Source organism: Lentibacillus sp. L22 (assembly GCF_040812445.1).
Classification (GTDB): Bacteria; Bacillota; Bacilli; order Bacillales; family Amphibacillaceae; genus Lentibacillus_C; species Lentibacillus_C daqui.
In genome coordinates this window covers 112,028-136,325 of sequence record NZ_JBFNXI010000003.1, presented here as the reverse complement: position 1 = coordinate 136,325, position 24,298 = coordinate 112,028, and the positions used below count along the sequence as shown (strand labels likewise).

Sequence of the window (24,298 nt, the reverse complement as noted above, 5' to 3'; positions counted from 1 at the left end):
ACAACCAAAGCTATACTAAAATGAAAAGTGGGTGAAAATAGCTTACATAGGGGAGGCAACAAGTGATGGAATATCGTATTGAAAAAGACACATTAGGAGAAGTTCAAGTACCTGCTGATAAATATTGGGGTGCGCAAACACAGCGCAGTAAACAAAATTTTCCCATCGGTGGTCAAAAAATGCCATTGGAAGTTGTACGGGCATTTGCGATATTGAAAAAAAGTGCAGCAAAAGCAAATAGCGAGTTAGGTTTATTGGAAAAGCAAAAAGCAGAAGCAATTGCTCATGCTGCTGACCAAATTGTTGCAGGCAAACTGGACGAGCATTTTCCATTAGTTGTTTGGCAAACGGGAAGTGGAACACAGTCCAATATGAATGTCAATGAGGTTATTGCACATGTAGGGACGAAATGGTTAAACGAACAAGGCAGCGAATTAACCTTGCATCCGAATGATGATGTCAATAAGTCACAAAGTTCGAATGATACGTATCCAACCGCGATGCATATTGCTGATGTGTTAAAACTAGAAGACGTTGTACTTCCGGCATTGAAGCAGTTAAAGAATACGCTAAAAGAAAAAATGGACGAGTTTCAAGATATAGTGAAAATAGGACGTACCCATTTGCAAGATGCCACACCATTGACTTTAGGACAGGAAATTAGTGGCTGGCATCGGATGCTTGAAAAATCAGAAGTGATGATCCATGAAAGCTTGCATCATTTGAAAGAATTGGCTATTGGCGGAACAGCGGTTGGTACTGGATTGAATGCCCATCCTGATTTTTCTGAAAAGGTATGTCAGGCTATTAACGAGGAAACAGGGAAGGATTTTATTTCTGCATCGAATAAATTTCATGCGTTAACAAGTCACGATGAATCTGTTTATGCACATGGAGCATTAAAAGGACTGGCAGCTGACTTGATGAAAATTGCTAACGATGTTCGCTGGCTGGCAAGTGGACCGCGCTGTGGCATTGGTGAGTTGACCATTCCAGCCAATGAGCCGGGCAGCTCGATTATGCCTGGTAAAGTGAATCCGACCCAATGTGAAGCAGTAACCATGGTCGCGGCGCAAGTGATGGGAAATGATGCGACGATCGGATTTGCCGCAAGTCAGGGCAACTTTGAATTGAATGTATTCAAACCGGTTATTGCCTATAATTTCTTGCAATCCAGTCAATTACTGGCAGATTCGATGCTTTCCTTTGAAGAGCGTTGTGTACGTGGAATCGAACCAAATCAGGAACAAATCGATAAATATTTAACTGATTCGCTTATGCTTGTTACTGCATTGAACCCGCATATTGGTTACGAAAATGCAGCAAAGATTGCCAAACAGGCATTTGCCGATAATGCAACATTAAAAGATACAGCGGTCAAACTGGGTCTGTTAACACCAGAACAATTCGATGAATATGTCAATCCAAAAGAAATGACCCATCCGAAATAAGATTTGAGAAAAGCTCATTCGTTATGAATGGGCTTTTTTGCTGGGAAGGCTTACGTTAAAATACTGCAACACCAGCAGTATTTGTTCCGACTATGCCAATAGCGAAATTTAACGACGGGGTTTGGTGGTTTTTTACGGTAATTTTTGTATGTTATACGGCGGATTCGGCATGTTATACGGCGAATTTAACGAGATATACGGCGATTTGCCCAACCTTTACGGCGGATTCGTCTTTTTAGTGCATGAATATACCAAATCCTGCCCGGTATAAAACACAATTTACCAGTCCAAATCTGTGATAAGTTTCCCCGAAGTGCAGACAATATGATTACAGGAGGTGATAGACATGGCTAACAACAACTCAAACCAATTAGTCGTACCTGGCGTACAACAAGCACTTGACCAAATGAAGACTGAAATTGCACAAGAATTTGGTGTTAACCTTGGCGCTGATACAACTTCTCGTGCTAACGGTTCCGTTGGTGGAGAAATCACTAAGCGTCTTGTAACAGCTGCACAACAACAAATGCATGGACGACAATAACAAATAATGATGGCTTTGGTGAGTATGGTCTCACCTAATATAAAAAGGGATGTCTATTAACAGACATCCCTTTAAACTTTTCCATATTTTATTTTTCTATACATATAAACAAAACTTAATGAATGCGCAGCTCTGTATCTGTGTCAAAAAAGTGGACCTTATTCATATCAAAGGCTAAGTCGACCTGCTCGCCACCGGTTATGTCCGATCGGGAATCGACCCTGGCAACAAAATCCTGTTCATTCACCTTGGAATAAAGGTAGGATTCTGCCCCCATCAATTCGGCGACATCAATTGTGGCGGTGATTTTTGTGTCTGGTGTGGAATCGATGAATACGGGTTCGTCATGAATATCCTCGGGACGAATACCCAGGACTACATCCTTGTTCACATATCCTTGTTCACGTAATATTTTCATTTTACCCTCTGGCACTTTTACGCTTACATCACCTATTTGAAAGGATCCGTCCACCAATTTTCCAGAAAGGAAGTTCATGGATGGCGAACCAATAAATCCGCCAACAAACATGTTCTCCGGTTTATCATATACTTCTTTCGGTGCACCAACCTGTTGGATAATCCCATCTTTCATGACGACTAGTCTGGTTGCCATCGTCATCGCCTCAGTTTGGTCGTGGGTTACGTAGATGGTCGTTGTTTGCAGACGCTGGTGCAGTTTTTGAATTTCCGCACGCATTTGGACGCGAAGCTTGGCATCCAGGTTGGATAGTGGCTCGTCCATTAAAAATACTTTGGCATCACGAACAATTGCCCGGCCCAAGGCAACCCGCTGCCGCTGACCACCGGAAAGTGCTTTTGGTTTCCGATCCAAATACGCCTCTAATCCCAAAATTTTCGCTGCATTTTCCACCCGTTTTTTAATTTCATCCTTTTTAAATTTCCGTAATTTCAAACCAAACGCCATGTTATCGTAAACATTCATGTGTGGATATAGAGCATAGTTTTGGAAAACCATGGCAATATCACGGTCTTTTGGTGCAACATCATTCATTTTTCTATCATCAATATAAAGTTCCCCGTCCGTTATTTCCTCAAGTCCGGCAATCATTCGCAATGTGGTGGACTTCCCGCAGCCAGAAGGACCAACAAATACAATAAATTCCTTATCTTGTATATGTAGGTTAAAGTCATCCACCGCAATCGATTTCTTGTCATATGATTTTTGAATGTGATCCAAACGTAATTCAGCCATTTTTCATATCTCCTCCATGTAATCCCTTTCATACATCTATTGTATAAAAAAGTTTGAAAAGGGGAAATAGTAAACATGCCCGAAGATCTTTCGTTATTTTGTGCACGTTTACAAATCCAGCTGCTTTTTTATTAGTAAGGCGAATTGTACGGTCATAGCTGCTTGAAACTGCCTGATATCAATCCCGGTTTTTTCAATAAATTTATCAATTCGGTATTGGAGACTGTTCCGGTGCATATACAATTCTTTTGCTGTTACCGAGATGTTCAAATTATGCTGAATGAATGTTTCGACTGTTTCCAGCAGCTCTTTATCAGCTAATACGTCATGGAAAACAATCTCGGGAACATAGTGAAGGAAAGTATCATTTGCTTGGTCAATAAGCAAATACGGAATCGCCGTGATATAGGACACCACCTTATCTGTCGAGTAGTGAAAGACGGTTGGCGCATCGTGTAACAGCTGCTGATAATATGGTTTTGCCTTTTTTATATCATACAGGTACGGTCCAACGTAAAATTTAATATTGACATATAAATCGCTTATTAGTACATCGACAATTTGCTCATAGGAAAGGCTTTCGTCAGTTTCTTCCACAATTATTCCTGTATGGTTGTTCTCCCATAGAATAGAGATCCTGGTTGTAAAAATATCCCGAATTGCTTCTTTAAATGCGTCAGGCTCCAGCTGATTGATGGGGAAGGAAAAAAAGACAAACCGATATTTGTCTATAGGACGGTTGATGGGAATTTCTCCATGTTGCACCAGCTGTGTCCACCATCGTTCGTCATCGGTCATCGATGGCAGTTCTACATGATAAGGTGTTAAAAAAGCGGACAATAATGTGTGATCTTTATCCGTTAATTCATCCTTTTTGATACCGATCAGTTCATTGTTTTCAGTTATGAACCATTGATAGTCCGTTTTTGTGATGTGTTTGGCATCTTTCATAAAAATACATGATGGAAATATGGCTTGTAGTGTTGTGATCATGTGCAAAATCCTTTTTAATATGATTCGATTACAATTGTGCTCGTTTTGATGGATAACATTACATTCATTATAGCATGATTCCGCCGATATTTGGCTTGATCAATTTTTTAAAATGGTATACATGAGGTCGCTCCTCTGTTATAGTTGTTTTAGCTGAAAATTGAGGAGGAATGATCGTGCCAAACATTTACGATCGTGCATATGATTTGGAAAAAGCCATACGGGAAAGTGAAGAATTCAATCACTTGAAAGATGCCTATGAGCTAGTGATGAACGACCCATCAGCAAAGCAAATGTTTGATAATTTCCGTGATACCCAAATGGAATTACAGGAAAAGCAAATGAAGGGTGAAGATATTTCCGAGGAGGAAGTGGAGAAGGCCCGTAATATTGTAGAGCTTGTTCAACAGCATGATGCCATTTCCAAACTAATGGAACAAGAACAGCGGTTAAATTTGGTAATCAATGATGTGAGCCGGATTATTACTAAGCCATTGGAAGAACTTTACGGTAATCCGGAAGAGCAGCAACAGTAAAAGTATACATAAATGGGACCCGGAGTTTTTCCGGGTCTTTTTATGTTCGGTACGATCGTATGAAGGTCTTTGAAATTCATAAACGGGCTGTTGTACCTGCTTGAGTCCTTTGAAAAAGTGCATGTCCGTCAGTTAGGCAAAAATTGATCAGGTCGGGAACAAAGTTGATCAATAAAGCGTGAAAGTTGATCGAACTAGGCGAAAAGTTGATCAAGTGCCCATAAAAGTTGATCGAACCGGACGGAAAGTTGATCTTGCGGGTACAAAATCGATCGAGTGTGCGGAAAAATGAATTGAACTGTACATATCGTCTGGATGTTTCATTAACCTCTCCCTGTCCCCGAGCAGGAAAACGTCCCTTTTCTCATCGGTGAAACAATAGCAGCTTTGCTTCTGGTGAGACGCAGCGGTGGGTATATTCAGTATAGCCCTCGTCTTCCAGCCGTGCTTGACCCACTTTTTTAGCTTCAGTATCATTCTCCGCCGAAAATGACTCATCAAGTAATTTATTTCCATTCTTTTCAAAAACAGTTAATACGTATGTCCGCATTTATTTTACCTCCCGAAATATTTCTTCCTAATTTCATACTATTCGACACCACCCGTAAAAAATCCTGCAATCAAAGCCAAAAAGCATGGTAAAATGGGATTACTATGCCAGCAGGAAGCATTAAAAATAAATGAAACCATTAGCTAATTAATAACGTAACATAAACGGGAGAGAGGAGAGGGTCTGATGACATTATCGTTACAAAATGTGACCAAACGGTTTGACAAGCACACAGCTGTTGATCATTTATCACTGGAAATTCCGGAAAAAGAGATGTACGGGTTTCTTGGTGGGAATGGCGCAGGAAAAACAACCACATTCCGGATGATCCTTGGATTGTTGGATGTAACACAAGGATCAATCACTTGGAATGGAGACTCAATCGGTTATAACAAAAGCCATTTAATCGGTTATTTACCAGAGGAACGGGGGCTGTATCCCAAGCTAAAGGTTCGTGAGCAAATTATTTATTGGGCAAAATTGCGGGGGATGAGCAAACATGATGCTTTGACCGAACTAACAGGATGGCTTGATCGATTAAAGGTACCGGAATATCTGGATAAAAAGGTAGAGGAATTATCCAAGGGGAACCAGCAAAAAATTCAATTTATCTCCGCCGTGATTCATCAGCCGAAATTGTTGATTCTGGATGAACCATTTTCCGGACTGGATCCGGTCAATGTAGAAATGTTGAAAGAAGCGGTTGTTGAACTAAAGGAGCAAGGGACTTCCATCGTATTTTCATCACATCGGATGGAACATGTGGAAGAACTTTGCGAGCATTTGTGTATTTTGCATAAAGGACACCAGGTTGTTGAGGGACGCCTGCGAGATATTAAACGATCATTTGGCAAGAAAAATCTATTAATCCATGCGGATGCATCATTGGAATTTTTGCGGGATCATCATGGGGTTGTCCAATACAAGTCATTAACAGAAGGTTGCAGTTTGCAGATTGAAAATGAAGCAGTATCACAGGAGATTTTTCAGGAATTGCAGGGTAAGGGTTTTGTTCGCAGGTTTGAATTAGAAGAGCCATCATTGAATGATATTTTTATTGAGAAGGTAGGTGACGCCTATGAATAAATTTTGGATTATTTTGTCACATACATTTTTGACAAGGGTTAAGGCTAAATCGTTCTTGATTACGACGCTTATTTCGTTAGTAATCATTTTTGCCATTGCCAATATCCAAACGATTATTAATTTGTTTTCAGGTGATGAGGATAACAAAGTCGCGGTGATTGATGAATCTGGGGAACTATTTAAGCCATTTCAGAAAAGTGTAAAAAGTGCAGATGATGATTTCCAACTGGTTGCTTTTGATGGTACGGAGGAAGAAGGGAAACAGGCCGTTACAGATGAGGATTATCAGGCTTTAGTTGTCTTGTCTATGAATGAAAATAAATTACCTGAAGCAACGTATTTCGCCAATACGATCACTGATTCTGAGCGACAAATGACGATGGAACAGCAATTACAGCAGTTGAAAATCTCCATGGCAACGCAACAGGCAGGAATTGATCAGGGAACATTGGCTGACATTTATGCACCGGTAGACTTTCATACGGTTTCCTTGGATAAAAGTGCAAAAACCGATGAGGAGCTTAATCAAGCACGAGGTATTGTTTATGTCATGCTATTTTTATTATATATGACGGTGTTGATTTACGGACAAATGATTGCCCAGGATGTCGCCACGGAAAAGTCTTCACGGGTAATGGAAATATTGATCTCCAGCGTGTCACCGGTCACACAGATGTTTGCAAAGATTTTTGGTATTGCTTTGGTCGGGATCACGCAAATTGTTGTGATTATTGGAGCGGGTTATCTGATGGTTTCCGCTAAACAGGATGACATGACCAGTGAAATTTTTACGTACTTTGGTATTGGGGGTGCGTCCCTTTCCCTGTTTGTTTACGCGGTTGTCTTTTTTATCCTTGGTTATTTGCTTTATGCAACACTGGCAGCTATGTTAGGATCATTGGTTAGCAGAATAGAAGATGTCCAGCAGCTAATGATGCCCATGATGTTTCTGGTTATCGCTGCTTTTATGATTGCCATGTTTGGGTTAGGTGTTCCAGAATCCAGTTTTGTAAAAATCAGTTCGTATATTCCATTTTTCAGTCCGATGTTGATGTTTCTCAGGGTCGGCATGGTCGATGTTCCGATTTGGCAGGTTGCTTTGTCGATCGGTATCTTAGTAGCGACGATTGTGCTGTTTGCAATCATTGGCGCCAGGATTTATAAGGGCGGTGTACTGATGTATGGCAATGCCGGCTCGTTAAAAGATTTGAAAAAGGCATTAAAATTGTCGAAAAAAGAATAGATGATTATAGAAATAAAGGCCACCTGGGTGTGGTCTTTTAATATGCGGCCAAATCTGTAGAAATATCAACCCAAAAAATTAATGACAGCACCAAAATCTATGGTTGAAAATAATGAATAGAAATGGTGATGATAAACTAGCTAGCGGAGGAAAAACACGGAGACTCCTGTGGGAATGCGCAGTGTGAAGACCCCGCAGAAAAAGTGCGGTGTTAAGGAAGGCCGACTAAAAACGGCCTTTGCGGCCAACATCGGCATACCCTTTGCCAGGGCAAGGAGGCTGAGGACAAGCCCACGGAAAGCGTAGTGTTTTTCCGTAGCGGTCGCCTGTATCAAAATTACATCTAATCTGTCAACCATAGATTTTGGTTAAGGCCAACATTAATTTGTCATATTTTCGAACGTGCATGCTACAATAGCCTTTGGTAAGATAAGGGTAAAGGTGGTGGTGACGTTGCCCGAACAGAAGCAAATTTCTTTTTTGCATGCGGCTGACCTGCATTTGGATACCCCATTTAAGGGGTTAGCCCGTGTTCCGGAAGCTATTTTTAAAGAAATTCAAGAAAGTACATTTATGGCGCTGAACCGGCTCGTGGAAACTGCAATTGATAAGCAGGTTGATCTTATTTTGCTTGTTGGTGATTTATTTGATAATGAGCGGCCAAGTCTGAAGGCGCAAATTAAACTAAGAGATTTATTTGTGAAACTGAATCATCATCATATTTCGGTTTTTATATCATACGGGAATCATGACTATATCAACGGGAACCGCTATCCGATTACCTACCCGGATAATGTGTTTATTTTTCCGGATGAAACGGTACGCTCGTTTATTTACGAAAAGGATGGGGAAAAGCTTGCTGCAATTTACGGGTTTAGTTATGAAAATCAGGCAGTACTTACAAATAAAGCGCAAGAATTCGTGATTCATCATAACGACGTTCCGTTTCATATTGCGATGTTACACGGCAGTTTACATCGTAACACGGAGCATGACACGTATGCCCCGTTTGCTTTGGCCGATCTAAAACAACAGCCGTTTGATTATTGGGCATTGGGACATATTCATCAACGGGAAACACTTGCGGAGAACCCGCCAATCATTTATCCAGGCAATACCCAAGGCCGTCACCGGAAAGAGGCAGGGGAAAAAGGGTGTTACTATACGGAATTGACGCAAACTGGTATCCAGTCATCATTTATTCCATTACAGTCGATTCAGTTTCATACCGTAACACTTGATATCAGCTCTTGTAAGCAAGCTGAGCAGTTGACATCTGTTATCGAAAACACAGTAACAGACAAACGCAATAAAGGGCGGCAACTCATTTCGCTTGTGCTAACAAGTTCATCACAGGAACACCAGAAATGGGAAACAGATGGAATCATTAGTGATTGTTTAGAACTGGTCAATGAGTCTTTCCTTCAGCAGGTGAATTGGGTATACATTTATCAGCATCAACTAGAACAGGTCGTCAAGCCATCAGAGGAAATGCTCGCTCAAGGGGAGCACTTTTTCGGTGAACTTGTCAGACATGCGGAGAATACATCCATTAAGCCGTTTATCAGTGAATTATATCAGCATCGACAGGCACGAAAATACTTACCTCATCTAGCAAATGATGAGGAAGAATTAATTAAGCAAAAAGCGCAGCAATATCTTCTTCAGGAACTGTTAAATCAGGGAGGCGACCCATCGTGAGAATCGTACAGGCAACAATTGACGGATTTGGCAAATGGTATGATGAAACAATTGATTTTTCATCGGCTAACCTGACATGCTTGTACGGGGAAAATGAATCGGGCAAATCAACGCTCTATCAATTTATTTTGTTTATGTTATTTGGTTTGTCCCCAAAGAAACGAGAGCTGTTCCACCCGAAAACAGGGGCAAAAATGGGGGGACGATTAACTTTATATGATCCGGAAATAGGGGAGTATACAGTTGAACGCTATGATGCCAAGAGGAACGGAGCAGCTGTATGTTATACGAGTGATGGGCAATTCAAGGATGAAGCATGGCTTTATAAACGACTAAATGGTATGACCCTCCAGACCTATCAGGCGATTTTTTCGTTTTCTGCTAATGATTTGGCGGGGCTTCGGGAAATGAAGGAAGAGGACCTTGGTGATGTGTTATTGAGTATCGGAATGACTGGGGCAAAAAACATTCAGAAGGTAGAAAAGCAACTAGATGCACAAATGGCAGCGTTGTTTAAACCGTATGGAAAAAAGCCGGTGATCAATGAACAGCTGGCCTTGTTAAACGAATTGCGGACATCATTACAGCAGGCGGATCAGGAGGAGGCAAGTTATCGCGAACGAAAGGACATGATTGATCAATTGGAAACCGAGATCAATCAGTTAAAACAAAATTTACAACAGGAAAAACAGTTGCTTTCTTTCTGTGATAAACAAATGCAGGCATTACCACTCATCCAGCAATATCGCTTTTATAAGAAACAATTAGAAGCACTGCCAACATCGATTTCTTTTCCGGAAGATGGAGTAAATCGGTTTCAACAGATAAAGGATGCGCTTTTGCCAATACAAAGTGAACACGCCGTTATAATGGATAACTTGGAAACATACCGTGCCAATAAAAAACAATTAATGGCCGATCAAGTTAGTGATGCGGTTTATGAACAAGCGTGTGAACTGTTGAAACAAGCAACGAATTATTTGGAAAAAGAACGCGATCAACAGAAACTTCTGGAGAAGAAACAGCAAAAAGAAGCACAACTAACAGCATCATTGGATCAATTAAACATTGGAATCACGACTGATGATTTAGCGATGCTGTCTTTATCCTTTCATACAGAAGATACTTGGAATAAACTTGTGCAAAATAGTAATCAAATCGCACTGGAATGGGAACAATTTGAACAGGAAGAACGGATAGCCAAACGTCAGCAACAGGATCTACTCGAGCATCAAGAAACATTACAGACGCAGGTTTTATCCGGTTCACGTGTCGAGGAGTTAAGACAGACGGTACAAACCTATCAACAACAGTTGCAATCCGAAAATCAACATCAAACAGGTTCAAAACAATGGCAGCAATTGAAACAGAAAAAGGAAAAGTCGGCAAAACAGGTATTGATTGGAAGTTTCTTCGCAGCCTTGATCTGTCTTGGTGGATTGTGGGTGTTTGATAGAACCAATGTATGGATCACCATTGTCGTGATACTAGTTATCGGGATCGGATGCTGGGGATGGATGAAACGATCGCTGAGGGATATGGAGCAATTGTTTGAACATGAGGAACAGGCGCCACTGTATGTCACCGAACAAGCATGGATGGAGGCAAAGGATTTATTGGCAAAAAATGAGCGTCATGAAGCAGAACTTTCTGCTATTAAGGATCAGCTTAAAACAGCCAATGTGCAATGGTTAACGTTAGCCGAACGCAAGAACACGTTGGAGGTGAAACAGGAACGTTTACAGCAGCAAATCGAGCAGCAATATGCGATCTATCCATTTTTGCGGGAAGTAGATTTAGCATATTGGACACCGCTTTATCATGCATTGCGAAGTGCGCTGAGCGTATATAGAGAAATCAAACAAATCGCCGAAAAACAAGCAACGATAGAGCAAGAAATGGACCAATTTGCGAAGAATATGCAGACGTTTTTTCAAGGAAGCGATGGGGAATCGACTAGCAAATCAGTTGATGAAAACATGAAACGATTGGAGAAGCTTGTCAAGGATCACCAGCAAACAAACGAACGTAAGGAACACTTGGACCGTCTGATTCAGGATAATGTATCGCAACTGGAGACGGTCAAGCAGCGGATGCGTGTTTACCAAAAAGAGCAACAAACATTATATAAGGCAGCCGTGGTAGAAACAGAGGAGGAATTCTTTCAAAAGGCGAAAACATGGGAGGCAATTAATGATTTTCGCACCAAACTTGCTGTGGTAAATGATCAGCTTTCTTCCTTTTTTTCACAAGACGAGTGGAAAAAAGTTTGTAAGGCCTCACTACAAGAACAAGAATTGAAACAGGAGCAGGAGCATCATCTTTCCACGATCAAGTCTATGGAAACAACCCTGGATACAAAGCGGCAGGCATTGGCCGAACAAAACGCGGAAATTAACAGACTGGAAACATCACAACAGTACTCACAGTTGCTGCACCGGTTTGAGATGGAGCGGGAACAATTGGAGGAGTTCGCCAAGAAATGGGCTGTATTAAAAACGGCCAAAGAACTGTTAATCGAAACGAAACGCATTTATCGGGATAAATATTTGCAGGCGGTGATGGACAAAACAAGTGCCTATTTCGCCAAATTAACGAATCATAAGTATACGAGCGTTGCAGTCTCACAAGGGAACCAGTTTATTCAGGTGATGTCGACTGATCAAATACGTTATTCTGTGAATGAATTATCCAAAGGGACAACCGACCAGTTGTATGTGTCTTTGCGGATCGCCATTAGTGAGGTGATGAGTGAGCAACATGGTTTGCCGTTTGTGATTGACGATGCGTTTGTCCATTTTGATGCTTTGCGAACGGAAAACATGCTAACCATTTTAGAAACCATTGCCGAAAAACAGCAAATTATCTTGTTTACTTGCAAGAACGATGTCAAAAATACGGTTCGTAACGGAAAAGTTGTTCATATAGAAAATACTGTTCGCATTTCTTCATAAATAATGATAAACTATTTCCAGATAATCACGAATAGGTGGAGGGAATTCCATTGTCAGAGGATCAGAAATCAAAGGAATGGGAAAAATACGAGGAAACAATTGAAAAATTCATCCAGGTTATTGCAAAGAATATGAATTTGTATGGTATCACTTCATCTGTTGGCCGGTTATATGGCGTCATGTATTTCTCGGATAATCCATTAACATTGGACGATATGCGTGAAGCACTGAAGATGAGCAAGACAAGCATGTCAACAGGGGTTCGGGCATTATCGGAAATGAAGATGGTGGAATCCACGTTTAGACGCGGTGTCCGCAAAGATCTGTATCGGACCGAAGATGATTGGTACAAGTCGTTTACCTCACTGTTTGGCAATCGCTGGCGTCAACATACCGAAACAAATATTGAAGAAGCAGAGGAAACAATTGAGGAGTTGACCTATATTGCCGGACAAACAAACGATGAGACATTAAAAGAAGCGATTAATAACGATATTGAACGTTTACGCTATGCACAAAATTATTATAAATGGCTCATGAAATTTATCCAGGTCGTGGAGTCAGGGGAAATCTTTAAATATATTCCAAAGAATAAATAAGCAGCATCAGTTGAGCAGGCAGACAAAACTGCTACCGCCTTGGGATTTACTGGCGGTAGCTGTTGCCAAACTTAAATTGGATGCCTTTCGTACCTTTTTACAAGGTTCGGACTATGCTCCCTTACTTGATCATTTCTGTATTTTCATACCTGCTATCAAGGAAATCGACAATATGAATAATATACCCTTCAATGGATTGTGGTGATCGAATGCATGAACCCCATTCCGGCAGTCCATGATGGCATAGGATACAGTGAGACATTTCGTGAATTTCCGTTAATGAAAGACTTATTCTCTCCGTTTCAATAATTCTGGCAAGCATGAGTACCCCATACGGAATATGCCCAACCCTGGCACCTAAAGCATCCATGGTGATTCCCGCCTGCTTACGGTTTTCAGTTTCTGAAATGTCAGCGGTTGGAAACAGAAACGTGAACGTATCAAATGTTTTCCCGGCATGATCATATTCCAATAGTTTACCAATGTCATGAAAGAGAATACTAGTTAAGATAGTATCATAGTTTGGTGTGGCCTCTTTATACCCCATCATTCCTTGCAACATATGGTACAGATGGTCAATCGTATCTTTCCAGACAAACTGTTGTTGTATAGGCTCGTTTGTTTGAAACTGCGTCCAAAGTTCCTTCTTGTATGCCTTTTCGACAACATTGATCAGCTTCATTACCGCTTTGAAAGGATCACTCTCTAGTTTTAGGATATACCTGGCAAAGCGCATCAGGCCAACCGTATGTTTTAATAACCCGCCTAAATAATTGTGATGGTATCCTTTTGCAGCCGGCCGAATCCGGAATTGATCCCAAAAGCGGTCCATTGCAGCGAATGAAATATCCATAAATGGCGGTTGTAATTCCCGAAGATACGTAAATAGTTCAACCGTTAAGTCATCCATGTTTTGTCTGGTATAAGCCAACAATGAGAAGGGATTAATCGCTTCATCACACGGTGTCAGCTGATTAATCGTTACGGATTTATGACCGCGAAATTCGTCAACGATCCCCTCGATATCAAACACTGCATATTTTTCCAGTAGCGGCTGGTATTTGTCTACCTCGCCTTGGTTATCCCACATTTTTGCCTGAATCATTCCGGCATTATTACTAAATCGTATTTTTAAAAACTGTTTATTCGTTTTGGTAAGCTGTACCTGAAAATCATTCAAAAGCACACGGGTTTGTACATGGTTTCCCTGGACTTCATGTTGTAGACCAAAGTATTCCTCACTGTCTGGCAAGGCTGGTGGGGGAAACCGGGTAAGAATTTCTTTGCGTTCTTCAGCGGAAATGTCATATTTAATCGGGATAAATTCATAAAAGTATGCTTGATCCGGCATCTTGTTTCACTCCAATTACAAGTTTCATGTATGTGTTCAATCAAACAATCCACTCTATTGTAACGTATAACAACCTTGTGATTCGAGAATAAAGTGATGTGCTTGTACATATATATGAAATAGATGATGATTGACAAGGGGGACGAGGACATGATTGTCGGGGTACCTTGGTGGGTATTTATGTTGATCCTGTTTATTTTCTTGAGCGGATATATGTCATTTCGAGCCATGCGTGCGGAAAAGAAGTTGGATCAGCAATTTATTGAACAGCAAGGGAATGTGTATCTTGAGCGAATGCGTGAAGAACGACAAAAGAGGGAAAACCAGCACAAGACGGGGCTTTCCTAGCATAAGCTAAATACAGTCATGAGGTTGATGCCTTTCTTAACTTATAAAAAAATGGAGGCAAGTTATAAGAACTTGACTCCATTTTTTTATATGCTCAGAATGTGGATCAGCTGAGCTTGTCCAGGTTATTTTTTATCTTTATCTTCTTTTTGATCCTTGGCGTTATCATCGTCTGAGTTAAACAATCCCTTAAATTGTTTGTCTTCCACTTTGATATCAGCATCTTTCATAAGTTTATCAATTTTTTGCTGTGCTTTTTGTGGATCCACTTTTTGGTTTATGATCTCGCGACGAATGTCATCCTTTACATCTTCATATTTGCCAACGTCCTGATCGGATTTTTTCTTGCCGGTTACTTTAATGATGTGGTAACCAAATTGGGATTTAACTGGATCACTGATTTCACCTTTTTTCATGCTGTAGGCCGCGTCTTCAAATGCGGGATCCATTTTTCCGACTGAGAAGTAACCCAAGTCACCACCCTTTTCGGCAGAAGCTTTGTCTGTGGAATACTTCTTGGCCAACTTGGCGAAATCACCGCCGTTATCCAATTCTTTTTCGACCTTTTCCGCAGTTTTTTTATCGTCAACAAGAATGTGTGATGCCTTGATTTGTTCTTTCATGCGATCGTAATGTTGTTTGATTTCTTTTTCCGGAATATCGATATCCTCGGAAAGAGCCTGCTCTTGTAACATACTGAGGCGAACCATGTGACGGAACTCGTCTTCATCTTTAATTCCCTGTTGTTGCAAGGCCATCTCAAATTGATCGCCCATTTGGTCTTTGGCTTTCTTCACTTCTTTATCCACTGCTTTATCGGAAACATCGTATTTGTCGTTTAATACTTTCTCGGTTACCATTTGCTGTAGAACCTGATCACCGGCCTGATCCTTTAATTGATCATAAAAATCTTCTTTAGTTATATTGCCGGCATCAGTTTTGACAACTGTCTGTGATGAATCATTGTTTGTACATGCGGACAGTCCAAGGACACCAGCTGATAATGTGAGAGCAATGACTAGTTTTTTCATCGAATTAAACACTCCTAATCTGATTGTTTCCTAATTGATTTTGAAACTAATGATAAATATACCACATTTTTATTCAAAAAAAAAATAGTGCAAGGATAAAAAGAGATATTTCTTTGCAGATTAGGTTGTTAGCTTATCACATTTGTGACCTTCACATACGAAGAAACCAATAAAATAATGATCATAATATTAATCATGCGAAACACACGGGATTGTTTATGCCGGTTCATTTCCAATTTTAAACAGAATTGGTTCGTTAATGAATTAAAGATCAGCAGAATAAAAAGCGCGTAAACAACAAAAAAGATTACCATGTGTATATTCCCCCCTGAATACAAAAGCAAATGGTGTGTTATATATTTAATAATCAAATGATGTGACACCTGTAAGTATTACTTTATCAAAATATAGACTTCATGAACAGAGCCGATTAGTATTTAACACAAAAAAGAGGACCTGTTTAAACAGATCCTCGTCTCGTATCATTTTTCTGCTTTCTCGGATGAATGCCTTGTTTTTCTTTAATCCTGGGCATTGACCAGTATTGCATACGCCCCATTTTCATTTTCAATTAGCGATTTTTTTGGTGCTTTGTGCAAATGAATCATATATATAAAATCGGAAAACGATACACCGATATGAAAGGCGGTAATTAATACGATAGGCAGATAATAATCATCTGTCACGTAACTGGCAATGATCCCTGGTACGGTAATCAGAATAGTTGGTGCCAGGGCAACCCATATCGACAGCTGCTTGGATATACGGGCCGTTGGGAAATACGTTAATGCAGGCAGAATGATTTTTTTAATTTTAATCTTCATGTTTGTTCGTTTATTCGTTATGATTAATGGTAAAATATGCATAAACGAATGTACAAAAGGCAAGATAATAAACAAAATACCGAATAGAATCATACCATTCTTGTTTATGCCAGGAGTTCCATGGATAAAGGATAGTGGGACATACAAACAAATAAAAGCCGCAATTCCGATCAAAAGTGAAAGCGAGTAAATACGGGTTAAACCAAATTCCTTATTAAAATTAAACGATTTCCAGCAATTCATTTTTGACCCTCCTGTCAGACACATTCGTTTATCCTCAATTCAAGAGAATCATAGTATGTTTTTGGCCAAAAAGCAATAGGTATTCACAAAAAAATATTCCTTTCCTTTTTTCGGGATTTTCGGTAGGCTAAAAGTAGCATTACATAGGGGGTAGGTTTAGTTGGACAAGTTACAAAATGATGATACCATATATTTTCATTTGCAATTGTTAGCGAAATTAATTGATATGAAGCAATATCCCTTTAGTAAATTAATCATTGATCATCGGGTTACCTTCCAGGAATATAAGGATTTGCTTGATCTTCTTGCCAATTTAAATGAACAATATGGAATACAAAAAGAAGAAGGGTTATTAAATTTTACGGCATTGCTTGTACATTTTGCCGGCATGTTAACAGTGAAACTGGATCCAACCGAAACTATTTTTGCATTAAAAAAAGAAGGATATTACCCTTCTTTAATGGACGAATTTATTAAAATATTGGAAGATGATCGTACATGACTTCGGATAATGGTTGATTCATTAAGTAAGATAAGCAGCATTGAAATGGCCCGATTCCAACATATTAACAGTATGATTCGTTAGTTATTCTTCATTTTCTGAAAAGCGGCTTCGATTTGATGATGGAATGCAATAATATTCTGTAATCGGCCACGAAGGGATATAACACCCTGATTATTTTGTTCTTCCTTCATGCTCGTCAACAATTCTTCCAGTGATTCCCTTTGATTGCTGGTTGCGTCAATCCATTTTGTGATGGATGTGTGCATAAACGATTTAAATAAATGGGCGTTTGCCTGATATAAATCTTTTCGAACTCCTTTTCGCCATACCCTCGTTACCAGATTTGCATCAACCAAACTTCTAACGCTTGTACTCATCGTAGTCTTGCTCTTTCCCAATGCTTCACTCATTTCATCCAGTGTCATTGGATCCCCATACAAATATAAGAAAGTAAATAAACGTGCCTCAGATGAAGATAAATTGAACATTTCAATAGTTGGTGCAAACTCACTTATTATTTTTTGCATCATCCATTCCTTTTGTTGATTAACCATAATATCCTCCTAAAAGAGAATGGTTCCAAATCAGCAATAACTGAATTTGCCTTATTGCCTAAGTTCTTTGAATCCACCCCTCAAACCCTGATATATAAAGGTTACAACAAAAAGGGAAATAATGAAAATGGGTCATTACATAGAAAACAAGCGGAAATTGGCGTAATTAAAAGCATATTGGATTAAGAATATGTACAGTTCAAACTGTACGAAAAATATGTTTGAAATCAGTGGTATTTAGTGTTTGAACTGTGAAACTAAAACATTGTATAGTAATAGAGTGATTGAAAGCCGAATGATCTCTGATGAAACATTATTGAACTATTATTTTTCTGTTCAGCTGCCCAATCATCAGTTGAACGATTTTTCTAGTTTAATAAATTATGCATGGATGTAACCTGATAGAAAAGTAGCAAGACGAATGACATGCTTCATTGGAATGTTAATGAATGATACAAGGGAAAGCGGATCAGTTATTTTTTAGATCTGTTCCTTGTAACAATTGGGCTTAATCAATTTTGATACGGTATATAAAAAATTGTTAGAGAGAGGTGAAGGGAATGCCGGTTATTGAAGTCAAAGATTTGACCAAAATATTTGGAAAAAATCGAAAAGCGGCGCTGAAGCTTTTGAATGAAGGCAAGACAAAAGCAGAAATTTTAGCGGAAACTGGCTGTACAGTAGGGGTTAACCGTGCCTCTTTTTCTGTTGAACCCGGAGAAACATTCGTAATTATGGGTTTATCCGGTAGTGGGAAATCAACGTTGGTTCGATTAATTAACCGTCTAATTGAACCAACAAAAGGAAACGTGCATATTGATGGCGAGGATCTCGCAGTCATGGACAAAAGTTCGTTACGCAAAGTACGCCGGGAAAAACTAAGTATGGTATTTCAACAATTTGCCTTATTTCCTTATCGAACCATCCTGGAAAATGCAGAATATGGTTTGGAAATCCAAAAGGTACCCAAAGAAGAACGAAGAAAGCGGGCAAAGGAAGCGTTGGAACTTGTTGGTCTTGGGAACTATTTAGAACAAACCCCCGGCCAGCTATCAGGCGGTATGCAACAGCGTGTTGGACTTGCACGGGCACTTGCCAATGACCCGGAAGTGCTATTGATGGACGAAGCATTTTCCGCACTTGATCCATTAATCCGTAAAGATATGCAGGACGAACTCATTGATTTACAAGCTAAAATGCAGAAAACCATTATATTCATCACACATGATTTGGATGAGGCATTGCGGCTTGGTGATCGAATCGCCCTGATGAAGGATGGATCGATCGTCCAGATTGGTACACCAGAGGAAATTCTGGTACATCCAGCCAACGATTATGTGGAAAAATTTGTCGAGGATATTGATCGCTCCAAAGTGTTAACCGCACAACATATTATGCGGCGTCCGGAAACCATCAACATCGAAAAGCATGGTCCGCGGGTAGCCTTGGAACGCATGCGTGAAGAAGGTTTATCAAGTATTTTTGTTGTCGATCGGCATCGCAATTTGAAAGGATATGTCACGGCAGAAGATGCTTCAGATGCCAGAAAAAATGATGTTCGCGATATTAATGAAATTATTAAAAATGACATACCGCGGGTTGAAAGTGATACACCCATGAACGACATCTTTAATATCATTTACGATGCTCCAATTCCGGTTGCTGTTGTGGAAGATGGTAAACTACTGGGAATTATTATTCGCGGTACGGTAATCTCAGCATTGGCCGGTGAAGGAGAGGTGAATTTGAATGCTTGATGATGCATTAGATTTTGTGAAAGAGATTCCTATAGCTGAATGGGTTGAAAGTTTTACCGATTGGATAACGGATGTATTTGCATTTCTATTTGACCCCATTAAAGAGCAATTTGGCGACTTCATGGAATTAACTTCCGATTTGTTAAGTCAAATACCAGCGCTTATTGTGATTATCATCATTGCGTTGATTGCCTTTTTCGTTTCCGGAAAAAAATGGGGGCTGGCTGTTTTTTCGATTGTTGGATTATGGCTAATTTATAACCAGGGAATGTGGGACAAATTAATGGACACATTTACACTCGTCTTGATATCTAGTGTATTGTCAGTCATTGTTGGCGTTCCATTTGGTATTTTAATGGCAAAAAGTAAAATTGCTGAGGCTATTCTCAAGCCGATATTGGACTTTATGCAGACCATGCCCGCGTTTGTATATTTAATCCCTGCCGTTGCCTTTTTCGGAATCGGAATGGTACCAGGGGTATTTGCCTCATTAATCTTTGCCACACCACCTACCGTTCGTTTCACCAACCTGGGCATTCGTGAGGTTTCCAAAGAACTGGTTGAAGCGTCAGAGGCATTTGGTAGTACCGGTGCACAAAAATTATTCAAGGTTGAACTGCCAATGGCCAAAACAACAATCATGGCAGGAATTAACCAGACAGTCATGCTGGCACTATCGATGGTTGTTATTGCATCCATGATTGGTGCACCGGGACTTGGACGAGAGGTACTATCGGCATTACAACGTGCAACGGTCGGAACAGGCTTTGTTGCCGGATTGGGAATTGTTATTCTGGCTATCATTATCGACCGGTTGACACAAAGTATGAATGCCAAAAAATAAACATGGTTGGTTAGCTTTTTACTATGCACAAACGTTCAAAAGGGGGTTCACCGCCTTTGAGCGTTTGCAGTGAGAATTTCCATATATTAAAAACTACAAAAAGGGGAGATTCATAGTTATGTTTACACTTAACTGGAAACGTCTTGGCGTAGCAGCCGGACTATCATTATCATTAGTTGCTGCAGGGTGCGGTTCAGATGATGATGCTTCATCAGATAAAGATTCAGATAGCGGTTCGTCAGGAGATAAAAAAATTGAACTTTCATATGTAGAATGGGATACAGAGGTTGCCTCCACAAACGTGATTGCCAAAGTATTGGAAGATGAAGGATTCGATGTGACGGTAACCCCACTTGATAATGCTGTCATGTGGCAATCAGTAGCTTCCGGAGAGTCTGACGGTATGGTTGCTGCATGGTTGCCAGGTACACACGGTGATTTATATGAAGAGCATAAAGATGATGTAGAAGACTTAGGTACGAACCTTGAAGGTGCAAAAATTGGTTTGACGGTACCAGAGTATATGGATGTAGACTCGATTGAAGATTTGAAAGACGAAGCGGATAAAACCATCACCGGTATTGAACCGGGTGCCGGCGTTGTACAACACGCTGAACAAGCTGTAGACGATTACGATAATCTGAATGGCTGGGAAGTGGAAACATCCTCCAGTGGTGCCATGGCTTCTGCCTTGGGTAAAGCAATTAAGAAAAAGGATCCAATCGTTATTACTGGCTGGTCTCCACACTGGATGTTCCAGAAATATGACCTGAAATATCTGGATGATCCGAAAAACTCATTCGGTGATGCAGAAGAAATTAGAACGATGGTTCGTAAAGACTTGAAAGATGACATGCCTGATGCTTATAAAATTCTGGATAACTTCCAGTGGGAAACAGATGACATTGAAAGTGTTATGTTAGATATCCAAAATGGAGAGGATCCGGAAGATGCTGCAGCAAAATGGGTGGAAGATAATCAGGATAAGGTAGACGAGTGGACAGAAGGCGTAGAATAATCAGCCAATTGCTTCGTAAAAAGTGAATAATGCTTGAAGGAATGCTGATAAACTATTTATCAGCATTCCTATTATAAGGAGGAGTTCAACTTTATATGAATCATCTAACTAAAAAATATGTTGTTTTGATGATTGCCGTGCTATTTATATTGATTGCAGCCGGTTGTTCGGGAAACAAAGCAAACGGTGATGGAGAGAAAACAGATATAGGTGAAGCAGTAGATTATACGATCACTGGTATTGAGCCCGGAGCAGGAATTACCGTAACAACAGAAAAGGCTTTGAAAGAATATGACAATTTAAAAGGCTGGGATGTGGAAGAGGCGTCTACAGCGGCCATGATGGAGGAACTGGGGAAAGCGATTGATAAAGAAGAGCCAATTGTGGTAACTGGTTGGAACCCCCATTGGATGTTTGCTAAATATCCGGATATGAAATACCTGGATGATCCGAAAGGGGTTTACGGTGAAACAGAAGTAATTAAAACGCTTGCACGCAAAGGGCTAAAGGAAGATAAACCGGAAGCCTATAAATTGCTTGATCAGTTCCAATGGGAAGTGGAAGATATGGAAGACATTATGTATGAGGCAACCAAATCCGGAGCAGATATTGACGATGTAGCGAAAGAATGGGTAGAAGAAAATCCGGATAAAGTAGACGAATGGACAAAAGGTGTTGATGATGTAGACGGTGAGGAAATTGAATTGGTATCAACCCCGTGGGATTCTGAACGCGCTTCCTCGGGTGTGGTAGCAGAGGTATTAAGGTCAAAAGGCTTTGATGTTACCGTTACCCCGGTTGATGTCGCCGTCGTATTCAAATCGGTAGCCAATGGTGACGGTGATGCGACGTTGGCCGCTTGGATGCCAATGACGCATAAAGACTTTTATGATAAATATGACGGGCAGTTTGAAGATTTGGGTGAAAATTTAAAGGGAGCTAAAATTGGCTTAGTTGTTCCAGATTATATGGACATAGACTCCATTGAGGATTTAGAGCCGAAATAATACTAAAACGAAAGCGCACTGAAAACATCCAGTACGCTTTCGTTTTAGTATGTTCAATATTCCTCTTGTTCGTTCTTCATTTTCTCCTCAAGATCTTTTAAGCTGGATTCGATTTGTTCCAAGTAGTGTTTGATGTTTTGCTGATGGGGTTCAACGGATTGTTTCCATTCTTGTACTGAGACCTTCATTTCCTGGGTTAAATCCTTGATTAATGCAGCACCTTCTTTGGAGGTATTGGTAATTTGCTCCTTCAGTCGTAATCCATCCCGTTTGAGATCCGCAATCATTTGTTTCCATTCAGCACCTTGTTGTCTGGCCCGATAACGTAATTCCTTACCGGAGGATGGCGCACTTAGCAGTGTAGCTGTGGCACTTGCAACGCCTCCAATAACAAATCCCAATAATAAACTGCTTTTAGACATATCATAACGCCCCTTTCAACTCATAGTATATGTTTTCCTCTTAACACGGTTATGAAACGTGTTTCGTTAAGGGAATATGTAATTTTTCGGATGTATAGATGATGAAGCAAAGCGGAACGTACAAAACAACTTCCACACTTCTATTATAAAGGTTTTTTAGGTAAAAGTATAAGGATAAGGTAAAAAAATTATATGAAAATGGGCAGCAGTGAGCAAGATTTTTGTACAAAAACCTCCGACAAATTATTATGTCAGAGGTTTTATCAATAACCGGGATATTAAGGATAATTATTTAATCGCTGTACCAATCTCCTTGGCAATTTGCTGCAAGTCATCAGAAGAATAGTCATTTTCATGCGTGTACCAGCCTAACTGGTAACCGTCACCTTCTCCATACCGCGGAATGATATGGATATGTAAATGAAAAACGGATTGTTCTGCTGGTGCCTCGTTGTTATTTAACAAGTTCATCCCAATTGGCTTGTACACTTCTTTAATTGCATTGGCTATTTTGGGAATTCGGGCAAACAATTCACTGGCAACTTCCGGTGAGGTTTCATAAATATTTTTCGTGTGTGTCTTTGGAATCACAAGTGTGTGTCCTTTAGTAATTTGGCTGATATCCAAGAATGCGTATACTTGGTCATCTTCATACACTTTTGCTGATGGGATGTCACCATTAATAATTTTACAAAAAATACAATCCTCATGTTGCATCGTATCCACTCCTTCATCCTTTTCTCTTATTGTATATAGAAGTGGTTGAATATGTAAAGTTTTCTGTTGCTTTGTCTTACATGGTATCAACTGAAAAGATGTTTGAGCCTAAACATCGACTGGAAATAAGGAATATCAACCAAATATACTATAGTGTCAACCGGAGATAGAGGATATCAACCAAAAAAGTCATAACATCGACCGGAAAAGGCTAACATCAACCAAAAGTTTTGCAATATCAACCAGATAAAGTAAATATCGACCCAAACCTGGGAACTATCGACCACAAAGCCCTTTTAGTGAGTGTTCAAAAAGGAGGATAAAAAGGACCGAGAAGTTCTAGGCGGCGTAGCTTTGAGCACCGGAGTGTACATAAAAGGTACATGAGGAGCGGAAAAGCAAGCCAACGACGAAATTCGACGTGTCATTTTTACCGGACTTTTTGAACATCCCCTTTTAGAAAAAACAGGACTGACCCGGAATTCCGGACCAGTCCTTGAAGAACGGTGTTTGTATCTAACGTTGGGGACTTGGTAATTTTGTTAATGTCCATTTGGCCAATTAACGTCATTACAAAAACCTTTTTGTCAGCATCTCAAGGTATCCCTTGGGATGAATTCTGGCAGAAGGGTTTTATTTCATTAGATTATCTTTCACCAACACCTCATTTTTGTGTTAATTTACAAATTCAGTTTAGCCTCTTTTTCCAACACTAACACCTCATTTGTGTTTTGACACGAAAAATTTTGTTTAGTGAATCAACCCCGTTCTTCACTAGCTATTTTGTGCGGTTTTGCTCGTTTCATA

At 40.1% G+C, this 24,298-nt stretch carries 24 protein-coding genes; 14 read left to right on the top strand and 10 right to left on the bottom strand.

Features of this window, described 5'->3' with window-relative positions:
- The first annotated feature begins 65 nt into the window (after nucleotides 1–65).
- Both fumC and ABRT01_RS02515 read left to right on the top strand, forming a co-directional pair.
- Nucleotides 66–1,451: a class II fumarate hydratase gene (gene fumC / locus ABRT01_RS02520; protein ID WP_269409743.1), complete on the top strand. Its 1,386-nt coding sequence runs from the start codon at nucleotides 66–68 to the stop codon at nucleotides 1,449–1,451.
- Between the two features lie 346 nt (nucleotides 1,452–1,797).
- Entirely contained in the window at nucleotides 1,798–1,995 is a 198-nt protein-coding gene (locus ABRT01_RS02515) for an alpha/beta-type small acid-soluble spore protein (RefSeq protein ID WP_269409742.1), read from the top strand.
- Between the two features lie 115 nt (nucleotides 1,996–2,110).
- Here the strand turns inward: ABRT01_RS02515 and ABRT01_RS02510 are convergent, their stop codons facing one another.
- Both ABRT01_RS02510 and ABRT01_RS02505 read right to left on the bottom strand, forming a co-directional pair.
- Nucleotides 2,111–3,208 (bottom strand): ABC transporter ATP-binding protein, encoded by a 1,098-nt coding sequence (locus ABRT01_RS02510; RefSeq protein WP_269409741.1) that lies wholly within the window; start codon nucleotides 3,206–3,208, stop codon nucleotides 2,111–2,113.
- Between the two features lie 108 nt (nucleotides 3,209–3,316).
- On the bottom strand, nucleotides 3,317–4,201 hold the full coding sequence (locus ABRT01_RS02505) for a PucR family transcriptional regulator (RefSeq protein WP_367746234.1): 885 nt from the start codon (nucleotides 4,199–4,201) through the stop codon (nucleotides 3,317–3,319).
- Between the two features lie 176 nt (nucleotides 4,202–4,377).
- On the opposite strand from ABRT01_RS02505, the gene ABRT01_RS02500 reads away from it, so the two are divergent.
- On the top strand, nucleotides 4,378–4,737 hold the full coding sequence (locus ABRT01_RS02500) for a YlbF/YmcA family competence regulator (protein WP_269409739.1): 360 nt from the start codon (nucleotides 4,378–4,380) through the stop codon (nucleotides 4,735–4,737).
- A 364-nt stretch (nucleotides 4,738–5,101) separates the two neighbouring features.
- Here the strand turns inward: ABRT01_RS02500 and ABRT01_RS02495 are convergent, their stop codons facing one another.
- The gene (locus ABRT01_RS02495; RefSeq protein ID WP_269409738.1) at nucleotides 5,102–5,287 is read right to left on the bottom strand and encodes a YhzD family protein; all 186 of its coding nucleotides are present in this window, start codon (nucleotides 5,285–5,287) and stop codon (nucleotides 5,102–5,104) included.
- A gap of 186 nt (nucleotides 5,288–5,473) precedes the next feature.
- Here ABRT01_RS02495 and ABRT01_RS02490 point away from each other — a divergent pair, with 186 nt between their 5' ends.
- The 5 genes from ABRT01_RS02490 to ABRT01_RS02470 all read left to right on the top strand — a co-directional run bounded on the left by ABRT01_RS02490 (nucleotide 5,474) and on the right by ABRT01_RS02470 (nucleotide 12,870).
- Nucleotides 5,474–6,373: an ABC transporter ATP-binding protein gene (locus ABRT01_RS02490; protein ID WP_367746233.1), complete on the top strand. Its 900-nt coding sequence runs from the start codon at nucleotides 5,474–5,476 to the stop codon at nucleotides 6,371–6,373.
- Entirely contained in the window at nucleotides 6,366–7,616 is a 1,251-nt protein-coding gene (locus tag ABRT01_RS02485) for an ABC transporter permease (RefSeq protein WP_269409736.1), read from the top strand. The genes ABRT01_RS02490 and ABRT01_RS02485 overlap by 8 nt, the downstream gene beginning before the upstream one ends.
- A 453-nt stretch (nucleotides 7,617–8,069) precedes the next feature.
- Nucleotides 8,070–9,317, top strand: coding sequence for a metallophosphoesterase family protein (locus ABRT01_RS02480; RefSeq protein WP_367746232.1), 1,248 nt, complete (start codon nucleotides 8,070–8,072; stop codon nucleotides 9,315–9,317).
- Complete coding sequence (locus tag ABRT01_RS02475; protein WP_367746230.1) at nucleotides 9,314–12,271, top strand: ATP-binding protein; 2,958 nt, start codon at nucleotides 9,314–9,316, stop codon at nucleotides 12,269–12,271. Before ABRT01_RS02480 ends, ABRT01_RS02475 begins: the two co-directional genes overlap by 4 nt.
- 50 nt (nucleotides 12,272–12,321) lie before the next feature.
- Nucleotides 12,322–12,870: a GbsR/MarR family transcriptional regulator gene (locus tag ABRT01_RS02470; protein ID WP_269409733.1), complete on the top strand. Its 549-nt coding sequence runs from the start codon at nucleotides 12,322–12,324 to the stop codon at nucleotides 12,868–12,870.
- A 121-nt stretch (nucleotides 12,871–12,991) separates the two neighbouring features.
- Here ABRT01_RS02470 and ABRT01_RS02465 read toward each other — a convergent pair whose 3' ends face one another.
- Complete coding sequence (locus tag ABRT01_RS02465; RefSeq protein ID WP_367746229.1) at nucleotides 12,992–14,221, bottom strand: hydrolase; 1,230 nt, start codon at nucleotides 14,219–14,221, stop codon at nucleotides 12,992–12,994.
- A 150-nt stretch (nucleotides 14,222–14,371) separates the two neighbouring features.
- Between ABRT01_RS02465 and ABRT01_RS02460 the strand changes: the two genes are divergently transcribed.
- Nucleotides 14,372–14,569, top strand: a complete 198-nt coding sequence (locus tag ABRT01_RS02460) for a sporulation YhaL family protein (protein ID WP_367746228.1) — start codon at nucleotides 14,372–14,374, stop codon at nucleotides 14,567–14,569.
- A gap of 125 nt (nucleotides 14,570–14,694) precedes the next feature.
- On the opposite strand, the gene ABRT01_RS02455 is transcribed toward ABRT01_RS02460, so the two are convergent.
- The 3 genes from ABRT01_RS02455 to ABRT01_RS02445 all read right to left on the bottom strand — a co-directional run bounded on the left by ABRT01_RS02455 (nucleotide 14,695) and on the right by ABRT01_RS02445 (nucleotide 16,667).
- Nucleotides 14,695–15,600, bottom strand: coding sequence for a peptidylprolyl isomerase (locus ABRT01_RS02455; RefSeq protein ID WP_269409730.1), 906 nt, complete (start codon nucleotides 15,598–15,600; stop codon nucleotides 14,695–14,697).
- Nucleotides 15,601–15,728: 128 nt separating this feature from the next.
- Nucleotides 15,729–15,914, bottom strand: a complete 186-nt coding sequence (locus tag ABRT01_RS02450; protein WP_269409729.1) for a hypothetical protein — start codon at nucleotides 15,912–15,914, stop codon at nucleotides 15,729–15,731.
- 207 nt (nucleotides 15,915–16,121) lie between these two features.
- Nucleotides 16,122–16,667, bottom strand: coding sequence for a DUF3267 domain-containing protein (locus ABRT01_RS02445; protein WP_367746226.1), 546 nt, complete (start codon nucleotides 16,665–16,667; stop codon nucleotides 16,122–16,124).
- 160 nt (nucleotides 16,668–16,827) lie between these two features.
- Between ABRT01_RS02445 and ABRT01_RS02440 the strand changes: the two genes are divergently transcribed.
- The gene (locus ABRT01_RS02440; protein ID WP_269409727.1) at nucleotides 16,828–17,169 is read left to right on the top strand and encodes a DUF1878 family protein; all 342 of its coding nucleotides are present in this window, start codon (nucleotides 16,828–16,830) and stop codon (nucleotides 17,167–17,169) included.
- 80 nt (nucleotides 17,170–17,249) lie between these two features.
- Here the strand turns inward: ABRT01_RS02440 and ABRT01_RS02435 are convergent, their stop codons facing one another.
- Nucleotides 17,250–17,726 carry a GbsR/MarR family transcriptional regulator gene (locus tag ABRT01_RS02435; RefSeq protein WP_269409726.1) on the bottom strand — a complete coding sequence of 159 codons (477 nt, stop codon included), beginning with the start codon at nucleotides 17,724–17,726 and terminating at the stop codon, nucleotides 17,250–17,252.
- Nucleotides 17,727–18,286: 560 nt separating this feature from the next.
- Here ABRT01_RS02435 and ABRT01_RS02430 point away from each other — a divergent pair.
- The 4 genes from ABRT01_RS02430 (at nucleotide 18,287) to ABRT01_RS02415 (ending at nucleotide 22,352) form a co-directional block, all read left to right on the top strand.
- A complete protein-coding gene (locus tag ABRT01_RS02430) occupies nucleotides 18,287–19,483 on the top strand; it encodes a quaternary amine ABC transporter ATP-binding protein (RefSeq protein ID WP_269409725.1) in 1,197 nt (398 codons plus the stop codon).
- Complete coding sequence (locus tag ABRT01_RS02425) at nucleotides 19,476–20,327, top strand: ABC transporter permease (RefSeq protein ID WP_269409724.1); 852 nt, start codon at nucleotides 19,476–19,478, stop codon at nucleotides 20,325–20,327. Before ABRT01_RS02430 ends, ABRT01_RS02425 begins: the two co-directional genes overlap by 8 nt.
- Nucleotides 20,328–20,445: 118 nt before the next feature.
- Entirely contained in the window at nucleotides 20,446–21,345 is a 900-nt protein-coding gene (locus ABRT01_RS02420) for a glycine betaine ABC transporter substrate-binding protein (RefSeq protein ID WP_269409723.1), read from the top strand.
- Nucleotides 21,346–21,440: 95 nt separating this feature from the next.
- Complete coding sequence (locus tag ABRT01_RS02415; RefSeq protein WP_269409722.1) at nucleotides 21,441–22,352, top strand: glycine betaine ABC transporter substrate-binding protein; 912 nt, start codon at nucleotides 21,441–21,443, stop codon at nucleotides 22,350–22,352.
- Between the two features lie 53 nt (nucleotides 22,353–22,405).
- Here ABRT01_RS02415 and ABRT01_RS02410 read toward each other — a convergent pair whose 3' ends face one another.
- On the bottom strand, nucleotides 22,406–22,774 hold the full coding sequence (locus ABRT01_RS02410; RefSeq protein WP_269409721.1) for a YtxH domain-containing protein: 369 nt from the start codon (nucleotides 22,772–22,774) through the stop codon (nucleotides 22,406–22,408).
- A 288-nt stretch (nucleotides 22,775–23,062) separates the two neighbouring features.
- Entirely contained in the window at nucleotides 23,063–23,491 is a 429-nt protein-coding gene (locus ABRT01_RS02405) for an HIT family protein (RefSeq protein ID WP_269409720.1), read from the bottom strand.
- Nucleotides 23,492–24,298: the final 807 nt, after the last annotated feature.